This window comes from Vibrio sp. LQ2 (assembly GCF_023920125.1).
Classification (GTDB): Bacteria; Pseudomonadota; Gammaproteobacteria; order Enterobacterales; family Vibrionaceae; genus Vibrio; species Vibrio fluvialis.
In genome coordinates, this window is sequence record NZ_CP085308.1 from 2438972 (window position 1) to 2462109 (window position 23138).

The window sequence follows — 23138 nt, forward strand, 5'->3', positions numbered from 1 at the left end:
TGAAAGCTAGAGCAGCATGAGTGCATTGTGTTTACCGTTTACCACTCCAACAAAGTTGATACGCTGAAGATTCTGCTGGTGCATCTGATTAAAAACGATCCACTGGCCAATCCGTTTGAGAAAGAGCAGATTCTGGTACAAAGCCCGGGGATGTCGCAGTGGCTGAAAATGGCGCTGGCGCAAGAGCTCGGTGTCGCGGCCAATCTCGATTTTCCGCTGCCGGCAACCTTCATCTGGGAGATGTTCACTCAGGTGTTGCCGAACGTGCCCAAACGCAGTGCCTTCAACAAAGAAGCGATGACCTGGAAACTGATGGAACTGCTGCCATCGCAGCTGGATCTGGATGTATTCGCGCCGCTGCGCCGCTATCTGCAAGACGATACCGACCAGTCGAAGCTCTATCAACTGGCAGAAAAAATCGCCGATATTTTCGATGGTTACTTGGTGTATCGCCCCGACTGGATCGCCAGTTGGGAAGCGGGGGAAAGCGTGGCTGAAATCGATGGGGAGCACCCGTGGCAGCCGGTGTTGTGGAAAGCGCTCTACGACTACACGCTGGCGCAAGGCCAATCGCATTATCACCGTGCCAATCTCTACCAAAGCTTTATCGACGCCTTAGCGCACATCGACCTGACACACGATGAGGCGCTGCGCGCTGCGCTGCCAAAACGCCTGTTTATCTTTGGTATCTCGTCGCTACCCCCCCGTTATATGGACGCCCTTAAAGCGCTTGGCGAACACATTGACGTGCATCTGATGTTTACCAACCCATGTCAGCATTACTGGGGCGATATTCGCGACCGTAAATATCTGGCGAGGGTGGAAAGTCAGCGCCGCAAACAATTGGTTCTCCATCCCAATGCGGAGGCACAAACCTTCACGGTGGAGGGAGAAGTCTCGCCACTGAAAGGCGAGCTGGACGATTACGCGGGCGATGAGCTGCACACCGCGCAAGCCGTCGGTAACAGCTTGTTGGCCTCGATGGGCAAACTCGGACGCGACAATCTCTATTTGCTGGCGCAAAGCGACAACGAAGAGCATGAACTGTTTATTGATGTGCCGCGGGATTCGCTGCTGCATCAGTTGCAGGCCGACATTCTGCATCTCGAAGAACATCAAGACGACACGCGGCTGGACAGCAGTGCGCATAAGCCAGCACTGCCTCACGGCGATCGCTCACTGACGCTGCATGCTTGCCACAGCCCGATGCGGGAAGTGGAAGTGCTGCACGACGAATTGCTGGCGATGTTTGACCGCGATCCGGAACTCAAACCGCGCGACATCATTGTGATGGTGGCCGACATCAACGCCTACAGCCCTTATATTCAGGCGGTGTTTGGTAACGCGCCGGGAGAACGTTTCATTCCGTATTCGATTTCCGACCGCACCGCCGATCAGGAAAGTCCGATTCTCAATGCGTTTATGCAGTTGGTCGCGTTGCCGCAATCACGCTGTCTGGCGTCGGAATTACTGGAACTTCTCGAAACGCCAGCGATGATGGCGCGCTTTGCGCTTGATGCGAGCGAATTTGACACCGCGAAACGCTGGGTTGAAGAGTCGGGCATTCGCTGGGGGCTCAACGACGCGACCGCGCAAGAGTTTGAGCTGCCGCAGACCCATCAGAACACCTGGCAGTTCGGCATAGCCCGCATGTTGCTGGGCTATGCGATGCCGTCATCGGTTGGTTTGTTTGAAGCGGGCGGTCACGCCATGGCACCGTACAACGAAGTGCAGGGCATGAGCGCGGAACTCGCCGGTAAACTGGCGCATTTCATCGACACCATCAGCGATTACCGTCAGCGACTGGCACAAACGCAGCCCATTGAGGCGTGGCGAGAGCTGCTGTCGTCGCTGCTTGATGACTGTTTCAGCGTCGATCTGGACGGCGAGATGGCACTCAAATCGATTCGCGACACGCTCGCGGCGCTCAAAGAGCAGCTTGCCGATGCCGGATTCGACGACGCGATATCACCCGCCATCATGGGCCAGTACCTGCACGACAAACTATCTGGAACGCGTGTCAGCCAGCGTTTTCTCGCCGGTCAGGTCAACTTCTGTACCCTGATGCCGATGCGTTCGATTCCATTTAACGTCGTCTGTCTGCTTGGGATGAACGATGGGGTTTACCCGCGTTCCATGCCGCCGGAAGGGTTTGATTTAATGAACGGCCGTACGCGTCCGGGCGATCGCTCGCGCCGCGATGACGACCGTTATCTGTTCCTCGAAGCGATGCTTTCCGCGCAGCACACCCTGTACATCAGTTATGTGGGCCGCTCGATTCAGGACAACACTGAACGCATGCCGTCAGTGCTGGTGACCGAATTGCTGGAGTATTGTCAGCAGAACTATTGCTTGGTGGGCGATGAAGCGCTGCCGAGTGATGACTCCGGTGCGCGCCTGATTGAACAGTTGCAGTTCACCCACGCCATGGTGCCCTTCAGCCCGCAAGCGTTTTTGACCGATGTCGGCAGCTATGCCAAAGAGTGGCTGCCTGCCGCACTGCGCCAAGGCTCCGCGAGTGGCACGTTCCATCGCGCGTTGGATGATTATCTGCTCGATGCGGTTTACCCGCTGGAATTGGATCTGGTCGAGCTGCAACGTTTTTGGCGCTTGCCGGTGCAATATTTCTTCAATCGCCGCCTGAAAGTGGTGTTTGAGCCGCCTTTGCCAGTGATGGAAGACGATGAGCCGTTCGCACTCGGTGGCCTTGCCAGCTATCAGCTGCGTGACGCGCTGTTGGACGGCTTGCTCAATGCTCCCTCGGCGCAGGCGCGTGATGAGGTGTTGGCGCAGTTCAACAAGCAGCAGCGCGCGCAAGGCAAACTGCCGGTCGGCGCGTTTGGTGAGCTGGAATTTGAAACCAACCGCGTGCAAGCCGAAGAGCTGGTCGAAAAAATCCAGTTTCTTTGTCAGGCGCCGCTTGATGATCTCGATGTCAACCTGACCCTCACGGCGCTCGGCCAGTCACGCTCGGTGCGCTTGAGCGGCTGGCTGACGCGGCGTTATCAATCGGGGCTGGTGCGTTATCGCAGCGGCGCGATTCGATCGGAAGATATTCTGGCGGCGTGGATTGATCATCTGGCGGCCGCAGCATCAGGTGCCAACCTGACCACGCATGTGATTGGCTACGATCGCAAAGAAGGCGTGGTGCATCAGGTTCTGCCGCCACTCAGTAGTCATTCAAGTGAAAGCGCGGCTCTGGCAATGGCGCAACTGAACGAATTGGCGCGACTCTATTACCAAGGCATGACTGCGCCGCTGGCCTATTTCCCGAAAACAGCGTTGGCCGGTGTTGAAGCGGGATTCAGCCGCGGGCAATGGGTCGACGATGAAGAAAAATCGCTCAAGAAGATGGCCGAGACATTCAATGACGGTTTCATGACCAGCGGTGAAGGCAACAACCATTACATCGCGCGTTTGTGGCCGCAATGGACGGACGAACTGGCGCATCAGGTGCGTGTGTTGGCGAGTTTGGTCTTGCAGGCACCGCGTTTACAGTTGCGCGATTACGCCGACCACATCTCAATCGAGAAGGCCAGTCAGGCATGATGGTTAGCACCGAATGTTGGGAAGCATCGAATATCGGGAAGAGAGTAGAGTGGCCGCCAGAAAATCATTATTGGTGTAGGGCGTTCGCTGTACGGCCACAGGTCAGAGGGACCATGATTCGGTAGATGGCAAGCGGGGCTTGCATCAATGGGGTGCAGTGTAATGATCCAATATGGTGCGCGCTGTGAGTCCGATCCCATAACCCTCTGTCTGGGCAAGTTTTTGCACAGATTCATAGAATTATTTAATTCGGATCACATAAATTTTCGAATAATGACCCAAAGGCAACTGGAAATATGAGTGTCACTGCCAACATAACTGCGACGCCACTGGAAACCATGACGTTTCCGCTGCACGGCGCGCGTCTGATTGAAGCGTCGGCGGGTACGGGTAAAACCTTTACCATCGCCGGATTGTATCTGCGTTTGCTGCTCGGCCATGGGACAGAACACACCCGTCATGCCAGCGCATTGACGGTCGATCAGATTCTGGTGGTGACCTTTACCGAAGCGGCGACCGCTGAGTTGCGAGACCGAATTCGCGCCCGCATTCACGATGCGCGTCTGGCGTTCAGCCGCGGGAAAAGTGATGACCCGGTGATTCAGCCGCTGTTGGCGGAATTTGCCGATCACCAACTGGCGACACGGCTCTTGCTCAATGCGGAGCGCCAAATGGATGAAGCGGCGGTCTACACCATTCACGGCTTTTGTCAGCGCATGCTGACGCAAAACGCATTTGAGTCCGGCAGCCGTTTCAACAACGAATTTGTCACCGATGAAAGCCATTTGAAAGCGCAAGTGGTGGCCGATTACTGGCGCCGTCAGTTTTATCCGTTGCCGCTTAATCTGGCGGCGGAAGTGCGCCGCTTGTGGGCATCGCCGGCGGCGCTGCTGGAAAAAATCGGCGGCTATCTGACCGGCGCGCCGCTGTCGCTGACGACGCCGGTGATGGAGGGCGACCTCGCGGCGCTGCATCAGCACAACCTGACTCGCATTGATGCAATGAAAGCTGCGTGGCTGGCGGCGGCCGATGACATTCATGATTGCATCGCCAATTCCGGCATTAACAAGCGCAGCTACACCAAGAAATCATTGCCGGAGTGGATCGCCGCGGTGTCGGACTGGGCGGCGCAGCCAACCCATGGTTACGAGGTGTCGGACAAGCTGGAGCGTTTTGCTCAGGATGTGCTGGTGGAGAAAACGCCATCGGGCGATGCGCCGCGTCATGCGGTGTTTGAGGCCGTGCAGGCGTTTTTGGCGGAGCCAGTCAGCTTGGAAGCGCCGCTGCTGGCGCACGCGATCACTCACTGTCGCACGTTGCTGGCGAAAGCCAAAGCCAGCAAGCAGTGGCTGTCGTTCGATGACCTGCTGACTCAGTTGTCCGCATCGCTGGATGGTGACGATGAAGGCACACTGGCAGCGCGCATTCGCACGCTCTATCCGGTGGCGATGATCGACGAATTCCAGGACACCGACCCGCTGCAATACAGCATTTTCAGCCGCATTTATCTGCCGCATCCGCAGTGCGGTCTGTTTATGATCGGCGACCCGAAACAGGCGATTTACGGTTTTCGCGGCGCAGACATTTTTACCTACATCAAGGCGCGCAATCAGGTGAGCGCGCACTACACGCTCGGCACCAACTGGCGCTCCAGCGCCGACATGGTGGCGGCGGTGAATCAGGTGTTTACCCTGCCGGACAGCCCGTTTATTTACGACAACGACATTCCGTTTCTGCCGGTCAGCGCCAGCCCGAAAGCGGCTGGCCGTGCTTGGCTGTTGAACGGTGAGGTGCAGCCTGCACTGACCTACTGGGCGATGGCGGCTGACGCGCCAGTGACCAAAGGCGCGTATCTCGACACCATGGCGGCGGCAACCGCAAGCCAGATTCAAACCATTTTGACAGCGGCGCAGCAAGGGCAGGCGCAGTTTACTCACGGCGGAGCTATTCAAGCCTGCGACAGCATTCAAGCGGGTGACATCGCGGTGCTGGTGCGCACCGGAAATGAAGGGCGTTTGATCAAAGACGCGCTGGCTCAGCAAGGCATTGCCAGCGTGTATCTCTCGAACCGCGACAGCGTGTTTACCAGCGCGATTGCCCCGGATATGCAGCGCCTGCTGCAAGCGGTGCTGACCCCGGATAACGATCGCGCCATGCGCGCGGCGCTCGCTTCCCCGTTGTTTGCGCTCAATGCGCAGCAGTTGGACGCCCTCAATAACGATGAAAATGAGTGGGAAAATGCGCTGAACGAATTCAAACAGTATCGACAGTTGTGGCTCGATCGCGGCGTGCTGCCGATGCTGCGCGCGGTGTTGAGTCTGCGCCACATTGCCGAGCGCTGGCTGGAAGAGCCCGACGGCGAACGCCAACTGACGGATTTCATGCACCTGAGTGAATTGCTGCAACAAGCGACGCAGGAGATCGACAGCGATCATGGCCTGCTGCGCTGGTTGGCGCAGTCGATCGCTGATGCCGAACAAGGGCTGGGCGCCAGCGATGAGGCGATTCAACGCCTCGAATCTGAGCGCAATCTGGTGCAGATCGTCACTATCCACAAATCCAAAGGTCTGGAGTACGAACTGGTGTTTTTACCCTTTGTACTCAGCTATCGCGAAGCGAGCGAAGGCAAGTATTACGATGCCAGCAGCGGTAAGACCTTGCTGGACATCAGCGGTCAGGAAGCCTCGATTCAACAAGCGGACAAAGAGCGTCTGGCGGAAGATCTGCGCCTGATTTATGTGGCCCTGACCCGCGCCGTGTACGGCTGCTTTATTGGTGTGGCGCCGCTGCGTAACGGCCGTTCCAGTAAAGAGCCGACCGGCGTGCATTACAGCGCGCTGGGCTATTTGTTGCAAAATGCCCAGCAAGGCGGCTTGGCGCTGCTCGCGGAATCACTGCATCAACAGACGGCGCTGGCGTGTGTCGCGGTGACAGAGCCGCCTGCAGTGCCTGAGTCAGTGTTTGTGCCGTTGGATGAGCCGTTGCCGCCGCTGAGCGCGCGTTCGCGGAGCCACGAGATTGATCACCTGTGGCGCATCACCAGTTATTCCGGCTTGGTCAAACAGGGCAGTCATCAGCATGATGCCAGTTTTGAAATCGGCGGCTTTGATGTTGACTCGGCCGATGAGCACGATGAGGCGGCATTGGTTGAACCCGAGCGCTCGATTTTCACCTTCCCGCGCGGCGCGCAGCCCGGCACATTTCTGCACAGCCTGTTTGAAGAAGTGGAGTTCACGCAACCGGCTGGCGATGAACACAACACGCGCATCATTACCGACTTGATGGAACGCGAGCAGATCGATACCGACTGGCTGCCAGTGCTGCAATCGCTGGTGGATACCGTATTGAGCACGCCGCTTAACGGCAAAGACTTGTGCCTCAACCAAAAAGCGCCGCATCAGCGCCTGACCGAGATGGAGTTTTTATTGCCCATCGAAGTACTCAGTGCGCCCGCCCTGAACCGTGTGGTGCAGCGCCATGACCCGCTGTCAGCTAAAGCGGGCGATCTCGGCTTCTACACCGTGCAGGGTATGCTGAAAGGATTTATCGACTTGGTGTTTGAACATCAGGGCAAATATTACGTGCTGGACTGGAAATCCAACCATCTGGGTGATGAAGTCGCCGCGTATCAGGGCGCGCGGTTAGCGCAGGCGATGGCTGAGCACCGCTACGATTTGCAGTATCAGCTCTATGCGCTGGCGCTGCACCGTTTTCTGCGAAGCCGTTTGGCGGGCTATGACTATCAGCAGCACTTTGGCGGCGTTTATTACCTGTTTTTACGCGGTATGGATGGCACGTCGCAACACGGAATTTTCAACGCCAAGCCGAGTCAGGCAATGTTGGAAGAGCTGGATTATCTGATTCAAGGTAAAGAGATGACTTCGCGCACCACGTCCGCCGGACAGATGGAGTTGGATTTATGATGGATGTCCGTTTGGATTTTGCGCAGGTGAGCGCGCAGTTAAAGCAACTGGCGGCGCAGGGCGCACTGCGCCAGCTCGATTACCAGTTTGCTCATTTCCTCGCTCAACAAACCGACGCGGGGACGCTGAGCGATCACGAGCGCGCGGCGTTGATGTTAGCCGCTGCGGCGGTCAGTGCCGAACTGGGGCGCGGTCATATCTGTTTGCCGCTGGTCGATGAGCAGGGCAACCGGGTTGAACTGGCGAGTAAGGTGGGGGTGTATGGCGAGGCTGTCCTGCCGCTAAATCAGCTGTGGTTGTCTGTGGATTGGGCGGCACTGGTGGCGCGCACGCCGCTGATTGGCGTACGCGGTGAAGCGGTGCCGCTGATGTTTGATGGTCAGCGCTTGTACCTGCATCGTTATTGGCATTATGAAGTGACCTTGGCGGCGCGTTTGCAGAGCTTTGGGACACCTATGATCTTAAAGCCTATGGCAGTCCAAAATCTTCGCCAGCGACTCGATACGTTGTTTGCCCGCGACTATCGTTTTTTACAGCAAGCCTTGCAGCGCAAGGGGGCAGCGTTGGCATTGAATCAGGTGGCGCGTCAACGTTTGGTGTGCGACTTACTTGATGTGGTCGACGAGTCCGGGCTCGATTGGGAAGCGATTGATGGCGTGTTGCAACAGGCCAAACGCAGCGAGGATTTCGCGCCGCTGGATACCTTGGTGCCCCAAGCGCACTGTCTGAACTGGCAGAAAGTGGCGGCCGCGATTGCCCTGACGCGCCGTTTTGCGGTGATTTCCGGTGGTCCCGGTACGGGCAAAACGACCACCGTGACCAAATTGCTGGCGGCGCTGATCAGTCAGGCGCAACAAGCGCAGCACACGCCGACCATCAAACTGGTGGCACCGACGGGTAAAGCGGCCGCGCGGCTGACCGAATCGATCGGTAAAGCGGTGGCAAGCTTAGCCGTAGAGCCTGAGCTCAAAGCGCTGATCCCTACCGAATCGAGCACCATTCACCGCTTGTTGGGAGCGATTCCCGACAGCGCCGAGTTTCGTCATCATGCAGGCAATCGCCTGCACCTTGATGTGCTGGTGGTCGATGAGGCGTCGATGGTCGATTTGCCCATGATGGTCAAATTGGTCGATGCGCTGCCGGACAGTGCGCGGCTGATATTACTCGGCGATAAAGATCAGTTGGCGTCGGTGGAAGCGGGCGCCGTGCTGGGCGATATCTGCTCGTTTCTTTACCAAGGTTACAGCAAAGAGCAGAGCCGTTTGTTGTCTGAGCTGACCGGCTTTCAGTCTGCGGCGCTCAGCCCGCGTCACGCCGAGCATCGGATTGCCGATAGCTTGTGCATGCTGCAAAAGAGTTACCGGTTTGATGCGTGCTCCGGCATTGGTCAGTTGGCGAAAGCCATCAACAGTGGTCAGGCCTTGTGGGTGGATAAAGTATGGCAGGAAGCATTTAGCGACATCCAACACTTTGCGCTCAGCAGCGAGCATTACAACCAGATGTTGCAATCTCTGGTGGGCGCTTATTCGCCGTATCTGGCATTGATGGCAACGCCGCTTACGCCGTCGCAAAATATGGCTGAGAAAGCGCGCGATGCGTTGCAGGCCTTTGGCCGCGCACGTTTATTGTGTGCGGTGCGAGAAGGCGATTTTGGTGTCAGCGGACTTAACTACCGCATTGAGCGGGCGCTGGCTGCGCGCAAGAAAATTAAAGTACAGGATGAAATTTGGTATGCCGGACGCCCGGTGATGGTGACGCGCAACGATCATGGTCTTGGCCTGTATAACGGCGATATCGGGATTTGTCTGCGCGATGAGCAAGATGAGCAGCAGCGCCTGAAAGTTTACTTTGAACTGCCCGATGGCAGCGTCAAAGCGGTGTTGCCCAGCCGAGTGCCGCAACACGAAACCGCCTATGCGATGACGATTCACAAATCGCAGGGCAGTGAATTTGAGTTCACCGTGATGATTCTACCGCCGGAATTCAGCCCGATTTTAACCCGTGAGCTGATTTACACTGGCATCACTCGCGCCAAGAAACAGCTCGCGCTGTATTGCGATATGGGAGTGCTCAAACGCGGAATTAAGCTTAAAACGCAACGCGCAAGTGGATTGGTGGAGCGTTTGATGGATATGGGCGACGACGCTTAATTGTTGAGAGCGACAAAATGAAGCTGGCAGCCATTGAGGCTGCCAGACTGAATTTTGTCAGATAAACGCTTTCGTGAAAGTAATACTACGAATGCGGTAACGCTCTTTCGAGCCAAGGATAAAAGCCCTGAGATTTTCACTGACGGGAAAAACGCAATGTACATCCAACCCTTCAAGAAACTGGTTGTCGGCCATATCCCAAAAGCTTTGCAGAGAGTTACAAATAACGGTTTTCATAGAAAGTTTGCTCTTAAGTACTTGTTTTAGTAATAAAAGCAATCCATGCGATGTCTAAGCCAGCCAAAGCTTAGTAAGAGTCCTAGAGCTTGTAACTCAAAAGTAGATCTAAGTCACAAGTGGGCGAATTTTACACAGTTATTTACAGTTTGAAAAGTGGTGATTTTATGAACAGAAAGATGCAATGGATTGCAGCTTTCTGTTTGACTTAATTTTAGCGATTTATGCTGTCTGTTTGGTAAAAACAGGCTGTGTAAGGACGATTACAGGTTCAAAATCAAGATCTTTGAGCGGCGCTGATAGTTGTACAGACTCTGTTTTGCCATCGGTAATTTATCGACACCCACTTCAATAAACCCTTGTTCGCGGAACCAGTGCAAACTGTGCGTCGTCAGCACAAACAGACGTTGAATGCCCATCTGTTTCGCCTGATGCTTCATGTGGTTGAGTAGCAGCAAGCCACGGTTACCATCACGGTATTCCGGATGAATCGCTACGCACGCCATTTCGGCCATGCTCTCTTCCTGATACGGATACAAGGCGGCGCAGCCAATCAGCAGGCCATCTTTATCGATGATGGTGAATTTGTGGATCTCTTGCTCGAGCTGCTCGCGCGAGCGGCGCACCAGAATCCCTTGTTCTTCCAGCGGACGAATTAAATCGAAGATGCCGCCGATGTCGTCAATCTGCGCCAGACGTACTTGTTCGGCACTCGCCATGACGATCTGAGTCCCGATACCGTCAAACGAGAACAGCTCCTGAATCAGTGCGCCATCTTCCTTGTAACTGACTAAATGGCTGCGCGGAACTCCAGCGCGGCAGGCGGCAATCGCCGCTCGTAAAAAGCGCAGGGTACCAGTGGTGTCATCAATATCCGGATTGGTTTCTGATTCCAAACGGCTAACGATTTTCTCGACATCCGCCGGAAACAGCTCTGCAATCGAGTTACCATTTTCATCGATGATACCTTGAGTGGAACAAAAGCCGATCAGCTTATCGGCTTTTAATCTTATCGCCACTTGGGTCGCCACTTCTTCAGAGAGAAGATTAAAACATTCTCCGGTGACTGAACTTGCTATCGGGCCAAGAACGACGATAGAACCCTGATCGAGCGTGCGGTTGATGCCATCGATGTCAATGCGGCGAATGCGTCCGCTATGGCAATAATCGATGCCGTCATCTACACCTAATGGTTGAGAGATAACAAAGTTACCACTGACGACGTTGAGCTGAGTCCCGGCCATCGGTGTGTTGTTGAGGCTCATCGAAAGACGGGCGGTGATCGCCAGTTGCAGCTGACCCGCCGCTTGCATAACCAAGCTGAGCGCTTCTTCGTCGGTAACGCGAATGCCTTTGTGATAAGGCGTAGAGCGATTGTGGGTAGCTAAAATCTGATTGATCTGTGGGCGCGCGCCGTGAACCAGTACTATCTTGACGCCCAGACTATGTAGCAGTGCCAGGTCGCTGATAATGTTTGAGAAATTCTTATCAGCAATCGCTTCGCCGCCAACCATCACCACCATGATTTTGCCGCGGTGAGCATTGACATAAGGGGCTGATTGTCTGAATCCCTTAACAAGGGCGGTACTACGAATTTTCACGGCCGGATACTCGAATTGGATGTTTAAATATGTCCAAATAATGACTTTTTATTCATCTTGAGACAAGTGGTTTTTTTGAGTCTGATGCAAAATATCGTCGTGACGTTTCAGTCGTGTGATAAGGCTGAGATAGACTGTCAGCGAAGTCAGGCCGAGGGTGCCGTAAACCGTCAACTCAGATGGAAACAAAATGCTTAAAAGTGAGGCGTTAGAGCCAGTGAATGACGAACTTCGTCTACGTAAACGAAAAGCCATTGAGCGCATGCTGCTCTCGATCGCTCTCGTTGGAACGATAATAGTGATCGTAATGGTCAGCAATGTGTTCGGACGCGTTGCCGACCTGTTTTTGCCACCAAAAAGCGATGTTTATGGTTTGTGGGTGGAGCAGAATGTCGCGCCTTATGCAGCGCAGAAAATCGAACTGGAAGCGAAAGGCGTGGTGATCGAAGGACGCGTGGTGACGACATCGTTCGATTTTAATGGTCGTTATCTTGAGTATCGTATCGGTGATCAGGAGTATCGCTACAAAATGCTGAATGAAGAGAACACCGAAATGACGCTGATTTCACCCGCACATTACAATCCGACCTTCCAATTGTCAGGAAAACATCAAAAAAACCTTCGTTAACAATTCGACAATTGCGCTTCTTACTGGAGTTTGTCATCCTTTTCGCTGAACTTCGATAACGGATAAACTCCAGTGATAAAACGTCTTTTCCCATTTGCCACTCTGGCACTCCCTCTGACGGTTCTGTTCGGTTGTGCGCAACCAACGGATCGTGCCCAGCAATATCTGGATGATGAATTCCCGCAGACGCTGAACAAAGTCGAGCAGATCGAATCCAATAAACCGCGTGATTTCACCGAGTTTGCCAAGCAGAGCGAGCAAGTGGTGGAGAAGTCGCCGTCGATGGCTGCGATTTATGGGCCGCTGTATCAAAAGCTGAATGATTGGGTGTTACAAAGTGGCGATCCGGCCGAGCTGGCTCAGTTTGGCGTTCAGGCGGCGCAGTTGGGCGGCGGCGATAAGCAGGGCAACGTGCTGTTTACCGGCTACTTTTCTCCGGTGATTGAGTTGCGTCATACGCCGGATCCTGAGTTCCATTTCCCGGTCTATGGCATGCCTGCCTGTGATGCTGAGTGTCCGACCCGCGCGCAAATCTATGATGGCGCACTGAGTGGCCAGGGGCTGGAGCTGGGCTTTGCGGCCAACCGTATCGACCCATTTATTATGGAAGTGCAGGGCAGCGGTTTTGTCCATTTTGGCGATGACGACACGCTGGAATACTTTGCCTACGCCGGCAAGAACAACAAGGCTTATGTCAGCATCGGCCGTATTCTGATTGAACGCGGGTTGGTTGAGCGTGAAAAGATGTCTCTCAAAGCGATCAAAGACTGGGTGCTGGCTAACGATGATGCCACCGTCAAAGAGCTGCTAGAGCAGAACCCGTCGTACGTGTTTTTCCAACCGCGCGCCGCGGCGCCTGTGACGGGCAGTGCGGGTATTCCACTATTGCCAATGGCCTCCGTCGCTGGCGACCGTTCGCTGTTCCCGATGGGCACACCGATTCTGGCCGAAGTGCCGCTACTCAATGCCGATGGCACGTGGTCGGGCGCGCATCAGTTGCGTCTGCTGATTGTGCTCGATACCGGCGGAGCGGTGAAACAGAACCATCTCGATCTCTATCACGGCATGGGGCCGCGTGCTGGCACTGAAGCCGGTCACTACAAGCACTTCGGCCGCGTGTGGAAACTGGGGCTGGAAAACTCACCGACACAAGCACCTTGGGCTCTGCCGCCAGAGAAGTTACAATAGCCCGCGGTCAGCTAGACTTTTTCGAAAAGAGTGCGTATAAATCGCACTCTTTCTTTTTGTGAACCTTATCATTGCGGATTAACGATCCCGATTTTGGATGATGAACATGCGTGAACTCGATACTCCAGCCTCAGACAGTTACAACCAGCGTTTTGGTGGTACCCGCCGTTTATACGGCCACTCTGAAGTCGATATTCTGCGAGCGGCGCATGTGTGTGTCATCGGCATCGGCGGTGTCGGTTCCTGGGCGGTGGAAGCACTGGCGCGTACCGGCATTGGCGAACTGACGCTGATTGATATGGACGACGTGTGTGTGACCAACATTAACCGTCAGATCCATGCGCTGAGCGGCAACGTCGGCAAGAGCAAGATTGAAGTGATGGCAGAACGGGTGAAACTGATCAACCCGGAATGCAAAGTTAATTTGATTGACGATTTCATCACTCCGGACAATCAGCATGAATACCTGAGCAAAGAGTTCGATTACGTGCTTGATGCTATTGACAGCGTGAAAGCCAAAGCGTCGTTGCTGGCGTACTGTCGCAGCAATAAAATCAAAGTGATCACCACGGGGGGGGCGGGCGGTCAGACCGATCCTACTCAAATCATGGTCGCTGATCTGACCAAAACCATTCAGGATCCGCTGGCGAAGAAAATCAAAGATCGCCTGCGTCGTTTCCATAATTTCCCGACTAATCCGGCGCGTAAGTTTGGTATCGACTGCGTTTTTTCAACCGAGCAGCTCAAGTACCCGCAAGCGGATGGCAGTGTGTGCGCGGTGAAATCGACGGCGGAAGGTCCGAAGCGCATGGATTGTGCCAGCGGCTTTGGCGCAGCCACTGTCGTCACGGCAACCTTTGGTTTTGTGGCGGTTTCACGCATCGTCGAAAAACTGATTCAGAAACACAGAAAATAAATAGGCAGGGTTGTTATGTCTCGCTATCCCACATCTCCGTTTGGTCGTGAAATCACCAGTGAACAGATCGTCACGACGATGCAGTCGCTGCACGGCTGGGAAGATCGCTATCGCCAGGTGGTTCAGTGGGGGAAAAAACTGCCTCAGATGCCTGACGAACTGAAAAGCGAGCAGGTGACGGTATCGGGCTGCGAGAGTCTGGTGTGGCTGGTGGGGGAGTCGCACGAGGGCGTATGGCATTTCTGCGCCGACTCTGACGCGCGTATCGTGCGCGGTTTGATTGCGATTGTGCTGGCGGCGTTTGACGGAAAAACGGCCGCTGAGATTCAGGCGTTCGACATCAATGACTATTTTGACCAACTGGGGTTAATTGCCCATTTAAGTCCGTCACGCGGCAACGGTCTGCGCGCCATCGTCGAGCAGATCCAAACCATGACGCAGCCTAGCCGTTAACGGCCTACGTAAGTCATTATCGCGTTATGATCTGAGCCGTTCAGTTCTTGGACGGTTTCTCTTTTGCAGATAGCGAGTTCGCTATTTAGCCACAAATGATCAATCGAAATTTTTAGCCACGCAGGCAGTGCAAATTTTGGGTGATTCGGCCAACTTGCAATCGGAACGGTCTGCATCTGCCGAAAAAGCGTATGAAAGCGTGCGCTTTGTCCTGACAAGTTCATATCTCCAATGACAAGAATATCTTCGGTTGGGCTTTGTGTCGTTTGATACTCCAAAGCCTGTATGAGCGCATTTCTTCTTTGCCATAGCTCATTGTTGCGAGGCGAGGGGGGATGAGCAATCAGCAGCGACACTGGATGGTTCTCATCCAGTTGCCAAATGCCTCGAATGAAATTGTGGTAACCCTCGTAATAATAGGCGTGTATCCCATACAGATGTTGCTGGGAAAAAATCAATTGATGGGAGGGTAAACCGACTTTAGGTTGCCCACCAAAGCGATAGGGATAGCGCTCATCGAGCGACTGCAATTGTTCGAAATGGTTAACCGTCACCTCTTGCAATACCACCAGATCCGGTTGCTCTTTGGATAGATACGCAATCAGTTGATCCACATGTTGATTGGAAAACAACATGTTGTATTGAAAGATGCGCACCGGACGGTGGCACTCGCGATTCACGACCGCGGAATCGTGTGGTGCGGCAAGAACCAGATAGGCAATGAAGAAAATGCAGGCTAACACGGCGAGCCAAGCTTTTTGGTACAAGCCGACCAGCAGTAAAATAACGAACGGCAGAATAAAAAGCGGCGGATAGGCGGCGAGGTTCTCTCCCCACCATATCTGTTGCTGAGCTTGAACTACCCAGTAAAACAGGGCAAAGAGCATGATGAATAGCCACAATCCCACTTTTTTGCTCATCTCTGGCTCGTTCCTTTTGAGGCGATACATCAGTTAGTCTAGCAATCAATTCTGTTGAGACAGTTCTCTTCTTTTCACTCTAAGCCCGGCTTATTGGTCTCAGCACGTAGCGACTATTTTTCTAGAGAATGTCGACCGCTTTTTCGATCGCTTTGATCAGCTGCGCGACTTCCTGCTCAGAGTTGTAAATGCCAAACGAAATCCGCACGGTGCCTTTGACGCCAAACGCTTCCATTAACGGATGAGCACAGTGATGACCTGCGCGCACGGCAATGCCTTGTTGATCGAGTAAGGTGGCGAGATCCTGATGGTGTACACCCTCCATCACCACGCTCAGAATGCTGGCATCAGGCTGATAGCCCAGCACTCGAATATCTTCCATTTTGCTCAGTGCTTGATAGGTCAGGGTTTGCAGATGATGCAGATGCGCTTCCACCTCACCGCGGTCAAGCTGGCTGTACCAGTCGATGGCGGCTTTGAGCGCAATCGCGCCTGCCACGTTCGGCGTGCCAGCTTCAAACTTGCCCGGTAGCCCGGAGTAAGTGGTACCGCCGAACGAGACTTTCTCGACCATCTTGCCGCCACCATGCCACGGTGGCATCGCTTCCAGTAATGCCTGCTTACCGTACAACACGCCGATCCCGGCAGGCGCATACAGCTTATGGCCGGAGAAGACATAAAAGTCGGCATCCAGAGCTGCAACATCGACGGTTTCGTGCACGATGCCCTGAGCGCCATCGACCACGACAATGGCACCCACTTGATGCGCGGCTGCGATCACTGCTTCAATCGGCTGGCGCGCGCCCGTGACATTGGTAATGTGGGCCATCGCAACGATTTTGCAGCGCTCCGACAACAGTTCATGGAACGCTTCGAGACCAAATTCACCGTCGCGGGTCATCGGCACCTTGACTACTTTGGCCCCCGTCTGTTCGGCGACAATCTGCCACGGCACAATATTGGCGTGGTGCTCGGTTTCGCTGATCAGAATTTCATCACCAGCTTTAAGTGTATTACGTGCGTAGGTTTGTGCGATGAGGTTGAGTGCTTCGGTTGCCCCGCGAGTCCAGATGATGCTCTTAGTACTTGGTGCGCCGATAAACTGCGCTACACACTCACGCGCAGCTTCAAACTGGCTGGTGGCGTGTGCTGTCAGGCTGTGGCTGCCGCGGTGCACGTTGGCGTTTTGCGCGCTGTAGTAACGGGTAATCGCGTCAATCACGACCTGAGGTTTCTGCGTCGTCGCGGCGCTGTCGAGATAGATCAGCGGCTGCTCATTTACCGTCTGGTTGAGGGCGGGAAATTGCGCGCGAATGGCGGCGATGTCTAACATGTTACTCTTCACCCAGCTTTTCGTAGTTCAGTTGTGGCAGAGCAACCAATGGCAGCGCCACTTCGCGGGCCAGTTCTTTGCCCGACAACTGCACAATGATCTCCACGGCAAATTCCAGCGCTGTACCTGGCCCTTGACTGGTGAGCAGGTTGTTGTTGACGTCAAACGTCACGCGGCGGTTGCGCCATAAGTCCTGCGGAATGCGATCCTGAAAATTCGGATGACAGGTCATCAGTGCACCCGGAAACAGATCGTGGTGTTGCAGTACGACGGCCGGAGATGCGCAGATCGCGGCCACCAAACGGCCATCGTATTTTTGCTGTTTGATGATTTCGACCAGCAGTGTGCTGTCACGAAAGTTTTCCGCACCGCCGACACCACCAGCCAGCACTACCGCATCAAATTCGTCGTCGGCGACGTCGACCAACTTGCATTCCGCTGTCAGCGTCACGCCGCGCGAGGCGGTCATGGTCAGTTTACCGTCGAAATCAGCGCTGGCGACAACCACCTGATAGCCTGCACGTACCAGAATGTCGATAATGGTGACGGCTTCCATCTCTTCGGTGCCCGGAGCGATCGGTACCAGAATTCGTTTTGTCATGATTGTGTCCAACTTTGTTCGATTGATTGAATGTGTTGATAAAGAGCCAGATTGGCAGGTACGGCCAATCCGTGTTGCTGCGCTTTGCGCACCACATAGCCCGTAATAAAGTCTATCTCGGTTCGCCGACGATGAAAAATATCCTGATGCATCGAAGAACGATTGGCGGCGGTCGCGTGTATCACGTTGTCGACCGTCGCTCGGAGAGCCGCAAGATCGACCGGCATGCGTTCAGCCTGCATGACGCTGACGACTTCTGTCACGATACTATCCAATGTCTGGCGGTACTGCGGCTGCGCCAGTTCACCATTGGTAATGTGATGAATCGCAGTCAGCGGGTTGATGGCGCAGTTCACCGCCAATTTTTGCCACAACGCCTGTTCGATGTGCATGTTCCACGCCACAGAAGGCAGAGCGTGATTGAGCACCTCGGCGATAAATTCGCACTGGGCGCCGAGCGGATTAAACGCGCCTAGCTGAGTATGTCCAAGACCGGTGTGTTTCACCGTGTGAGCGGAGGTCTTCAGCGCACCATGGGTCGTTGTCGCAAGCAGTGCCGGGAACGTGCGCAATCGGTCAGCAAGATTATCCAGTGCGCCCATCCCATTATGCATAAACAGTAAAATGGTCTCTTGTTCGATGAGCGGCAGCAGCGGCTGTAGGGCGGATTCGACTTGCCAGGCCTTGACCGTTACCAGCAACAGATCGGCATGACGTAAGGTGTCTGGTTGATTGTAGGCAAAATCGATGCTGGGCGATTCATCGAGCTGAAGTGCCCAGTGAGACGTATCCTGAGTGCCCCACAGTGACACGCGATGTCCGGCCTGTTGCAGAGAGTAGGCCCACAAACTGCCGACCGCGCCCGGGCCAACGACCACTATATTCATTGAACATGCTTTGGTTAAGGGTTTGCGCTAAGGATAATGCTCAGCTTGCTGAAAGCAATAAAAAAGGCGCCCATCGGCGCCTTTTCTGCGTAACTGCAAGTCAGAATTAGAACTTGTAAGTTACAGATACGTAGTGACCAAAGCCAGTTGATTTCAGAGAGTCAGAGTCTTTGATACCGTAAACGTCTTTGTAGCCTTTCAGGCCGTAACCCACTGCGAAGCGGTCTGAGTGCCAGTAGATACCGTTGAACATCGCGCCGCCAGTACTTGAAGATGCGAACTCATCTTTCATACCGAATTGGTAATCGATGTAACCTTGGTAAGAGATGAATGAACCGTTTTCAAAGAAGTAGAAAGGTTTGAACCAGTTAGTAGCAAAGTGGTAACCGTTCCACTCTTTACCGTCGCCATCCCAAGTTGCGTATAGGTTTACGCCAATTTTGCCCAACCAAGGAACCATGACGTCTGAACCCAGACCGATTTTTTGGTTGTTTACTGCGTATGAATCAGAGTAGTTAGTTGCGCCGTCCCACTCGATCAGAGATGCAATGTACAGCTCTTGTACTGGACCGAAAGACAGATCTTTACCAGTCAGTGCGTCCAGAGACATACGTGGAGCAAATTTCATGAAGATTTTGCTGCCTGCAGTCGCTTTGTCGCTGCTTGATTTGCTTGCTAGGTTGAATACGTCAACGTAACCGTACAGGTCGAAAATTCCCGAGCGACCACCAAACTCCATCTCCATGTAGTCGTGGCTAGACTCGCCTGGCAGTTCGTCAAACGCACCCATCAGGTTGAATTGCATCCACTTGTAATCGTTTTTGTGGATATCGCCATCTGAATAGTCAGCCGCCAGAACTGGCGCTGAAGTAGCCGCAAGAAGGCTAAGAGCTAAAAGTGATTTACGCATTAGGGGACTCTCTATGTTTGTATTAATTCAGAAGAGCAATTATTCCTCGGCTCTTCCAATTGACGGGAATAATAGCGACAAAATTCTCAATTAAAAGTGATAAAGGATGCAAAAATAATCACTCTTAGTGATGTTGATCACATGTATTGATAAAAGTTAGGGAACTTTTTTATATTTCATTTTATTGCATTTTTATTGTGATCTTGATCGTTTGCGTAGGTGGTAAACCGAAGTTTTAAGCACATCGATTAACCAACATATTTAGTAAGTGATCGGAGAATTTGCCAATCTCGTAGACACAAAAAACACTCGGAAACAGGAATTTGGCATGGAAGAGATCATGTTATTCCCGCTGAGCTCAATTGTTTTGCCGGAAGGGAAGATGAAATTGCGCATTTTTGAACCAAGATACAAACGTATGGTGGCAGAATGCAGCAAGGCGAACAGCGGTTTTGGAATGTGTTTGTTTGATAGCAAAATCAAACCAAATGCAAATCCACTTTCTGAATTTGGTACATGGGTAAAAATTGTTGATTTTGAATCACTAAGTGACGGATTGCTCGGCATCACTGTGGTCGGCATCAAACGTTTCGCCATTCACAAAGTGCGGGTGGAGTACGATGGCTTGCGCCGTGCGAAAGTGGAATGGCAACCCAGTTGGCCGACAGAATCCATCGGTGACGCACAAATGTTTCTCAGTCATCATCTGCAGAATCTGTATAAAGAATTTCCTCAGATTGGCGAGCTCTACCCGCATCGTTTTTTCGACGATGCCAGTTGGGTGGCGCAGCGCTGGCTGGAATTGCTGCCGCTGTCGAATCAGCAGTTTGATGCTCTGTCGCAACATGAGGATTGTCACCGTGCGTTGGCATTTCTGACGCAGACGATTGAGACCTACAACGATTAAGTCCGTCGCAACAAGACCACTATACTGATAAGAGTGATCGAATCTGCTGTACTGACGTAGAAGTTGACGTTAGGTGACAGAGGGCCCGAAATTCGGGCTGCGAAGGACAGGACATCCTATGACGAGTGTAAATCCACAAATTTTCAGCCGGCAGGACTGGACAGTGTGTATGGAAAAAGTGAAGCAGCATGACAAAGACGCGTTTGCGGTCGTGTTTCACTATTTCTCGCCGCGTTTGAAACAGTTTGTTTTTAAGCATCTGGGCAACGAGCAGGTCGCTTTGGAGCTGGTGCAAGAGACGATGGCCACGGTTTGGCAAAAGTCGCACCTGTTCGATGGTGACAAAAGTTCGTTATCGACCTGGATATACACGATTGCACGTAATCTGTGCTTTGACCTGCTGCGCAAGCAGAAAGGCAAAGAACCTCACGTGCTGGCCGATGACATTTGGCCCAGTGATTTTTGTCCGCCTGACATGGTGGAACACTACGCACCGGAGCATGAAATGCTCAAAGAACAGGTGCTGAAATTTTTGGATACGCTACCGGAAGCGCAGCAAAAAGTGGTGCGGGCGGTGTATTTGGAGGAGCTGCCTCATCAGCAGGTAGCGGAAATGTTCAACATTCCTCTGGGTACGGTGAAATCTCGCCTGCGTTTAGCGGTAGAAAAACTTAGAACTTCAATCGATGCGGAGCGGTTATGAGCTACCATCCTGACCTTCAATTAATCGAAGCCTATGCCGAAGGCTCAATAGACGCAACCCACGGCCTCGCTGTGGCTACTCACTTGGAAATGTGCCCTCGCTGCCGCCATAAGGCCAGGCAGCTCGAAGAGCAACAAGGCGCGGAACTGCTCAATATGCAGGCTGGTGACAGCGAGCACAATTGGCAGCAAATGTTGAACCAGATCACCGCGCATGAGGTGAAACCTGTGCCTAAACCGCTGAGCAACAAACCTGTGCTGGTGACGGTTAACGGCAAACAGATTCCTGTGCCGCGCGCGCTCAAGCGACTGATTTCGCCCAATGCCAAATGGCGCAGTTATGGTGGAAAAGTGTATAGCCTGCCACTGCATAATGATGATGACGTGCATATGAATCTGATGTACATCAGCGCTGGCGTCAGTATTCCCCAGCACACTCACCGTGGTATGGAATCGACTCTGGTGCTGCATGGCGCGTTCAGTGATGAAGATGGTCATTATGATGCGGGAGACTTCCTGCAGCGTGACGCCTCAATCCGTCATTCACCGCAAACCGCGCATCAGCAGGATTGTTTATGCCTGACGGTGCTGACGCAGCCGATGGTGTTTACTCAGGGGGTGGCGCGCATCTTTAACCTGTTCGGAAAAGGTCTTTACCCCTAGGCAAATATTATAGTCCTAAGCTCCTTCTTGATTTTGGCCACGTTGCGTGGCCTTTTTTTTGCCGGACTACATTTCTCTGGCATTTGTTACTCTCGTTCAGTGTATGATGGTGACGTTTTCACCACATAGAATGCGTTATGTCTCAGCCCGTTGATAAAAAAACCTTTCTCACTATTTTTACCACCGTCTTTTTGCCGATGTTTCTTGCTGCGGTGGACCAGACACTGCTCGCCACCGCAACCCCCGCCATGGTGCGCGATCTTGGCGACATGCAGCTCTCTTCCTGGATCGCCGTCGGTTACATGCTGGCCGGGGCGGCTTCGGTGCCTGTGTACGGCTGGCTGGGGGATCAATACGGGCGTAAGAAAATGTTGGCGATCGCGCTGAGCATTTTTGCGCTCGGCTCTATCGTGTGCGCTTTGGCGGTGAATATGCCGCTATTGGTCGCCGGACGAATCGTTCAGGGGCTGGGCAGCGGTGGCTTGATGAGCTTGTCGCAGGCCCTGATTGGTGAGTTGGTGCCGCCGCGTCAACGGGCGCGTTTTCAGGGCTATTTCGCTTCGTTGTTTGCGCTCGCCAGTATCGGTGGTCCGGTGCTCGGCGGGGTGATTGTGACCTATCTGACCTGGCACTGGCTGTTCTGGATTAACCTGCCGCTGGTCGGTTTTGCGCTCTATCGTTTGTCTAAGCTCAAATCGACTCAGGAAAAAGCCAGCAAAGCCCGCATAGATGTGTTTGGGTTGATTCTGTTTCCCAGCCTGATGACCGTCATTATTTATTGGCTCTCCGCCGGTGGTCATTACTTTGCCTGGAATTCGAGTATGAGCTTTATCCTGCTTGGGTTATTTGCGCTGCTGGTGGCGCTGTTTGTCACGCAGCAGCAACGGGTGAAACAGTCCTTTCTGCCGTTGACGCTGCTGGCAAAACGGGAAATTCACATTCCGCTCATCTCGACGTTTTTGTTTGCTTCCTGTTTGTTTGCACTGGTGTTTTTCCTACCGATTTTCTTGCAGGTTGGCCTCGGCGTCAGCGTGGCGCAATCGGGGATGTTGATGATTCCGCTTTCGGCAGGCGTGATTTGTGGATCCTTTATCACGGGTAAAGTGATTTCCCGTACCGGTGTGCCGAAGTGGGTGCCAGTGTGTGGTATGTCCGTCAGTTCGGTGGCATTTTTCAGCTTGGCGATGCTGGATCTAAGCCCGTACACCGTCAGCGCTATCGGATTTTTCTGTTGTCTGGGGCTGGGCACGATTATGCCGTCGACCCAAATTACCATTCAGACCATTGCGGGCAAAGCGAATCTGGGGCGGATTACCTCGATGGCGGGCTTATCGCGCTCGTTGGGTGCGTCAGTGGGGACTGCGGTGTTTGGTACGCTGATTTACTCGCAAATTCCGGGATTCAGCGCGGAAAGTTCGCTGACGGCTTTATTGGAGACTCCGCGTGAGGTGATCATTGATGCGTTTCAGGCGGGGTATCTGCTCGCGGCGTCACTGGCATTCTTGTGCCTGCTCAATGCGCTGCGCGCACCGATGATTCAACTCGACGATTACAGTTAAAGATGCGGTAT

At 53.5% G+C, this 23138-nt stretch carries 18 protein-coding genes; 11 read left to right on the forward strand and 7 right to left on the reverse strand.

All coding sequences use genetic code 11. From position 1 onward, the window contains the following. Positions 1–27: 27 nt before the first annotated feature. From recC to recD, 3 genes are all read left to right on the forward strand, one after another. The gene (gene recC / locus LGV68_RS11450; protein WP_252535224.1) at positions 28–3549 is read left to right on the forward strand and encodes an exodeoxyribonuclease V subunit gamma; all 3522 of its coding nucleotides are present in this window, start codon (positions 28–30) and stop codon (positions 3547–3549) included. A gap of 296 nt (positions 3550–3845) precedes the next feature. Further along, positions 3846–7472, forward strand: coding sequence for an exodeoxyribonuclease V subunit beta (gene recB, locus LGV68_RS11455; RefSeq protein ID WP_252535226.1), 3627 nt, complete (start codon positions 3846–3848; stop codon positions 7470–7472). Next, the gene (recD, locus tag LGV68_RS11460) at positions 7469–9622 is read left to right on the forward strand and encodes an exodeoxyribonuclease V subunit alpha (protein ID WP_252535228.1); all 2154 of its coding nucleotides are present in this window, start codon (positions 7469–7471) and stop codon (positions 9620–9622) included. Before recB ends, recD begins: the two co-directional genes overlap by 4 nt. Before the next feature lie 57 nt (positions 9623–9679). Here recD and LGV68_RS11465 read toward each other — a convergent pair whose 3' ends face one another. After that, positions 9680–9859 carry a hypothetical protein gene (locus LGV68_RS11465; protein ID WP_020330596.1) on the reverse strand — a complete coding sequence of 60 codons (180 nt, stop codon included), beginning with the start codon at positions 9857–9859 and terminating at the stop codon, positions 9680–9682. A gap of 263 nt (positions 9860–10122) precedes the next feature. Beyond that, entirely contained in the window at positions 10123–11460 is a 1338-nt protein-coding gene (gene argA, locus LGV68_RS11470; RefSeq protein WP_024373819.1) for an amino-acid N-acetyltransferase, read from the reverse strand. 190 nt (positions 11461–11650) lie between these two features. Between argA and LGV68_RS11475 the strand changes: the two genes are divergently transcribed. From LGV68_RS11475 to csdE, 4 genes are all read left to right on the forward strand, one after another. Beyond that, positions 11651–12088 carry a DUF2850 domain-containing protein gene (locus LGV68_RS11475; protein ID WP_020429846.1) on the forward strand — a complete coding sequence of 146 codons (438 nt, stop codon included), beginning with the start codon at positions 11651–11653 and terminating at the stop codon, positions 12086–12088. 72 nt (positions 12089–12160) lie between these two features. Beyond that, complete coding sequence (gene mltA / locus LGV68_RS11480) at positions 12161–13276, forward strand: murein transglycosylase A (RefSeq protein ID WP_020330601.1); 1116 nt, start codon at positions 12161–12163, stop codon at positions 13274–13276. 106 nt (positions 13277–13382) lie between these two features. After that, positions 13383–14192, forward strand: coding sequence for a tRNA cyclic N6-threonylcarbamoyladenosine(37) synthase TcdA (tcdA, locus tag LGV68_RS11485; protein ID WP_024373817.1), 810 nt, complete (start codon positions 13383–13385; stop codon positions 14190–14192). Between the two features lie 15 nt (positions 14193–14207). Then, positions 14208–14645 carry a cysteine desulfurase sulfur acceptor subunit CsdE gene (gene csdE, locus LGV68_RS11490; RefSeq protein WP_222728133.1) on the forward strand — a complete coding sequence of 146 codons (438 nt, stop codon included), beginning with the start codon at positions 14208–14210 and terminating at the stop codon, positions 14643–14645. On the opposite strand, the gene LGV68_RS11495 is transcribed toward csdE, so the two are convergent. The 5 genes from LGV68_RS11495 to LGV68_RS11515 form a co-directional block, all read right to left on the reverse strand. Further along, positions 14642–15565 (reverse strand): endonuclease/exonuclease/phosphatase family protein, encoded by a 924-nt coding sequence (locus LGV68_RS11495; protein ID WP_252535230.1) that lies wholly within the window; start codon positions 15563–15565, stop codon positions 14642–14644. The two genes, csdE and LGV68_RS11495, sit on opposite strands and share 4 nt — an antisense overlap. Positions 15566–15686: 121 nt before the next feature. Further along, positions 15687–16898, reverse strand: coding sequence for a cysteine desulfurase CsdA (gene csdA / locus LGV68_RS11500; protein WP_252535232.1), 1212 nt, complete (start codon positions 16896–16898; stop codon positions 15687–15689). A 1-nt stretch (position 16899) separates the two neighbouring features. Then, the gene (locus LGV68_RS11505; protein ID WP_020330605.1) at positions 16900–17499 is read right to left on the reverse strand and encodes a DJ-1 family glyoxalase III; all 600 of its coding nucleotides are present in this window, start codon (positions 17497–17499) and stop codon (positions 16900–16902) included. Then, positions 17496–18386, reverse strand: coding sequence for a 2-dehydropantoate 2-reductase (panE, locus tag LGV68_RS11510; RefSeq protein ID WP_222753841.1), 891 nt, complete (start codon positions 18384–18386; stop codon positions 17496–17498). The genes LGV68_RS11505 and panE overlap by 4 nt, the downstream gene beginning before the upstream one ends. A gap of 106 nt (positions 18387–18492) precedes the next feature. Further along, complete coding sequence (locus LGV68_RS11515) at positions 18493–19296, reverse strand: outer membrane protein OmpK (protein ID WP_024373812.1); 804 nt, start codon at positions 19294–19296, stop codon at positions 18493–18495. A 328-nt stretch (positions 19297–19624) separates the two neighbouring features. Here LGV68_RS11515 and LGV68_RS11520 point away from each other — a divergent pair, with 328 nt between their 5' ends. The 4 genes from LGV68_RS11520 to LGV68_RS11535 all read left to right on the forward strand — a co-directional run bounded on the left by LGV68_RS11520 (position 19625) and on the right by LGV68_RS11535 (position 23127). Next, entirely contained in the window at positions 19625–20203 is a 579-nt protein-coding gene (locus LGV68_RS11520) for an LON peptidase substrate-binding domain-containing protein (RefSeq protein WP_044366321.1), read from the forward strand. 118 nt (positions 20204–20321) lie between these two features. Beyond that, entirely contained in the window at positions 20322–20906 is a 585-nt protein-coding gene (locus LGV68_RS11525; RefSeq protein ID WP_252535234.1) for an RNA polymerase sigma factor, read from the forward strand. Further along, positions 20903–21568 (forward strand): ChrR family anti-sigma-E factor, encoded by a 666-nt coding sequence (locus tag LGV68_RS11530; protein WP_032081734.1) that lies wholly within the window; start codon positions 20903–20905, stop codon positions 21566–21568. Before LGV68_RS11525 ends, LGV68_RS11530 begins: the two co-directional genes overlap by 4 nt. A gap of 137 nt (positions 21569–21705) precedes the next feature. Next, positions 21706–23127, forward strand: a complete 1422-nt coding sequence (locus tag LGV68_RS11535; RefSeq protein WP_143683373.1) for an MDR family MFS transporter — start codon at positions 21706–21708, stop codon at positions 23125–23127. Positions 23128–23138 lie beyond the last annotated feature (11 nt).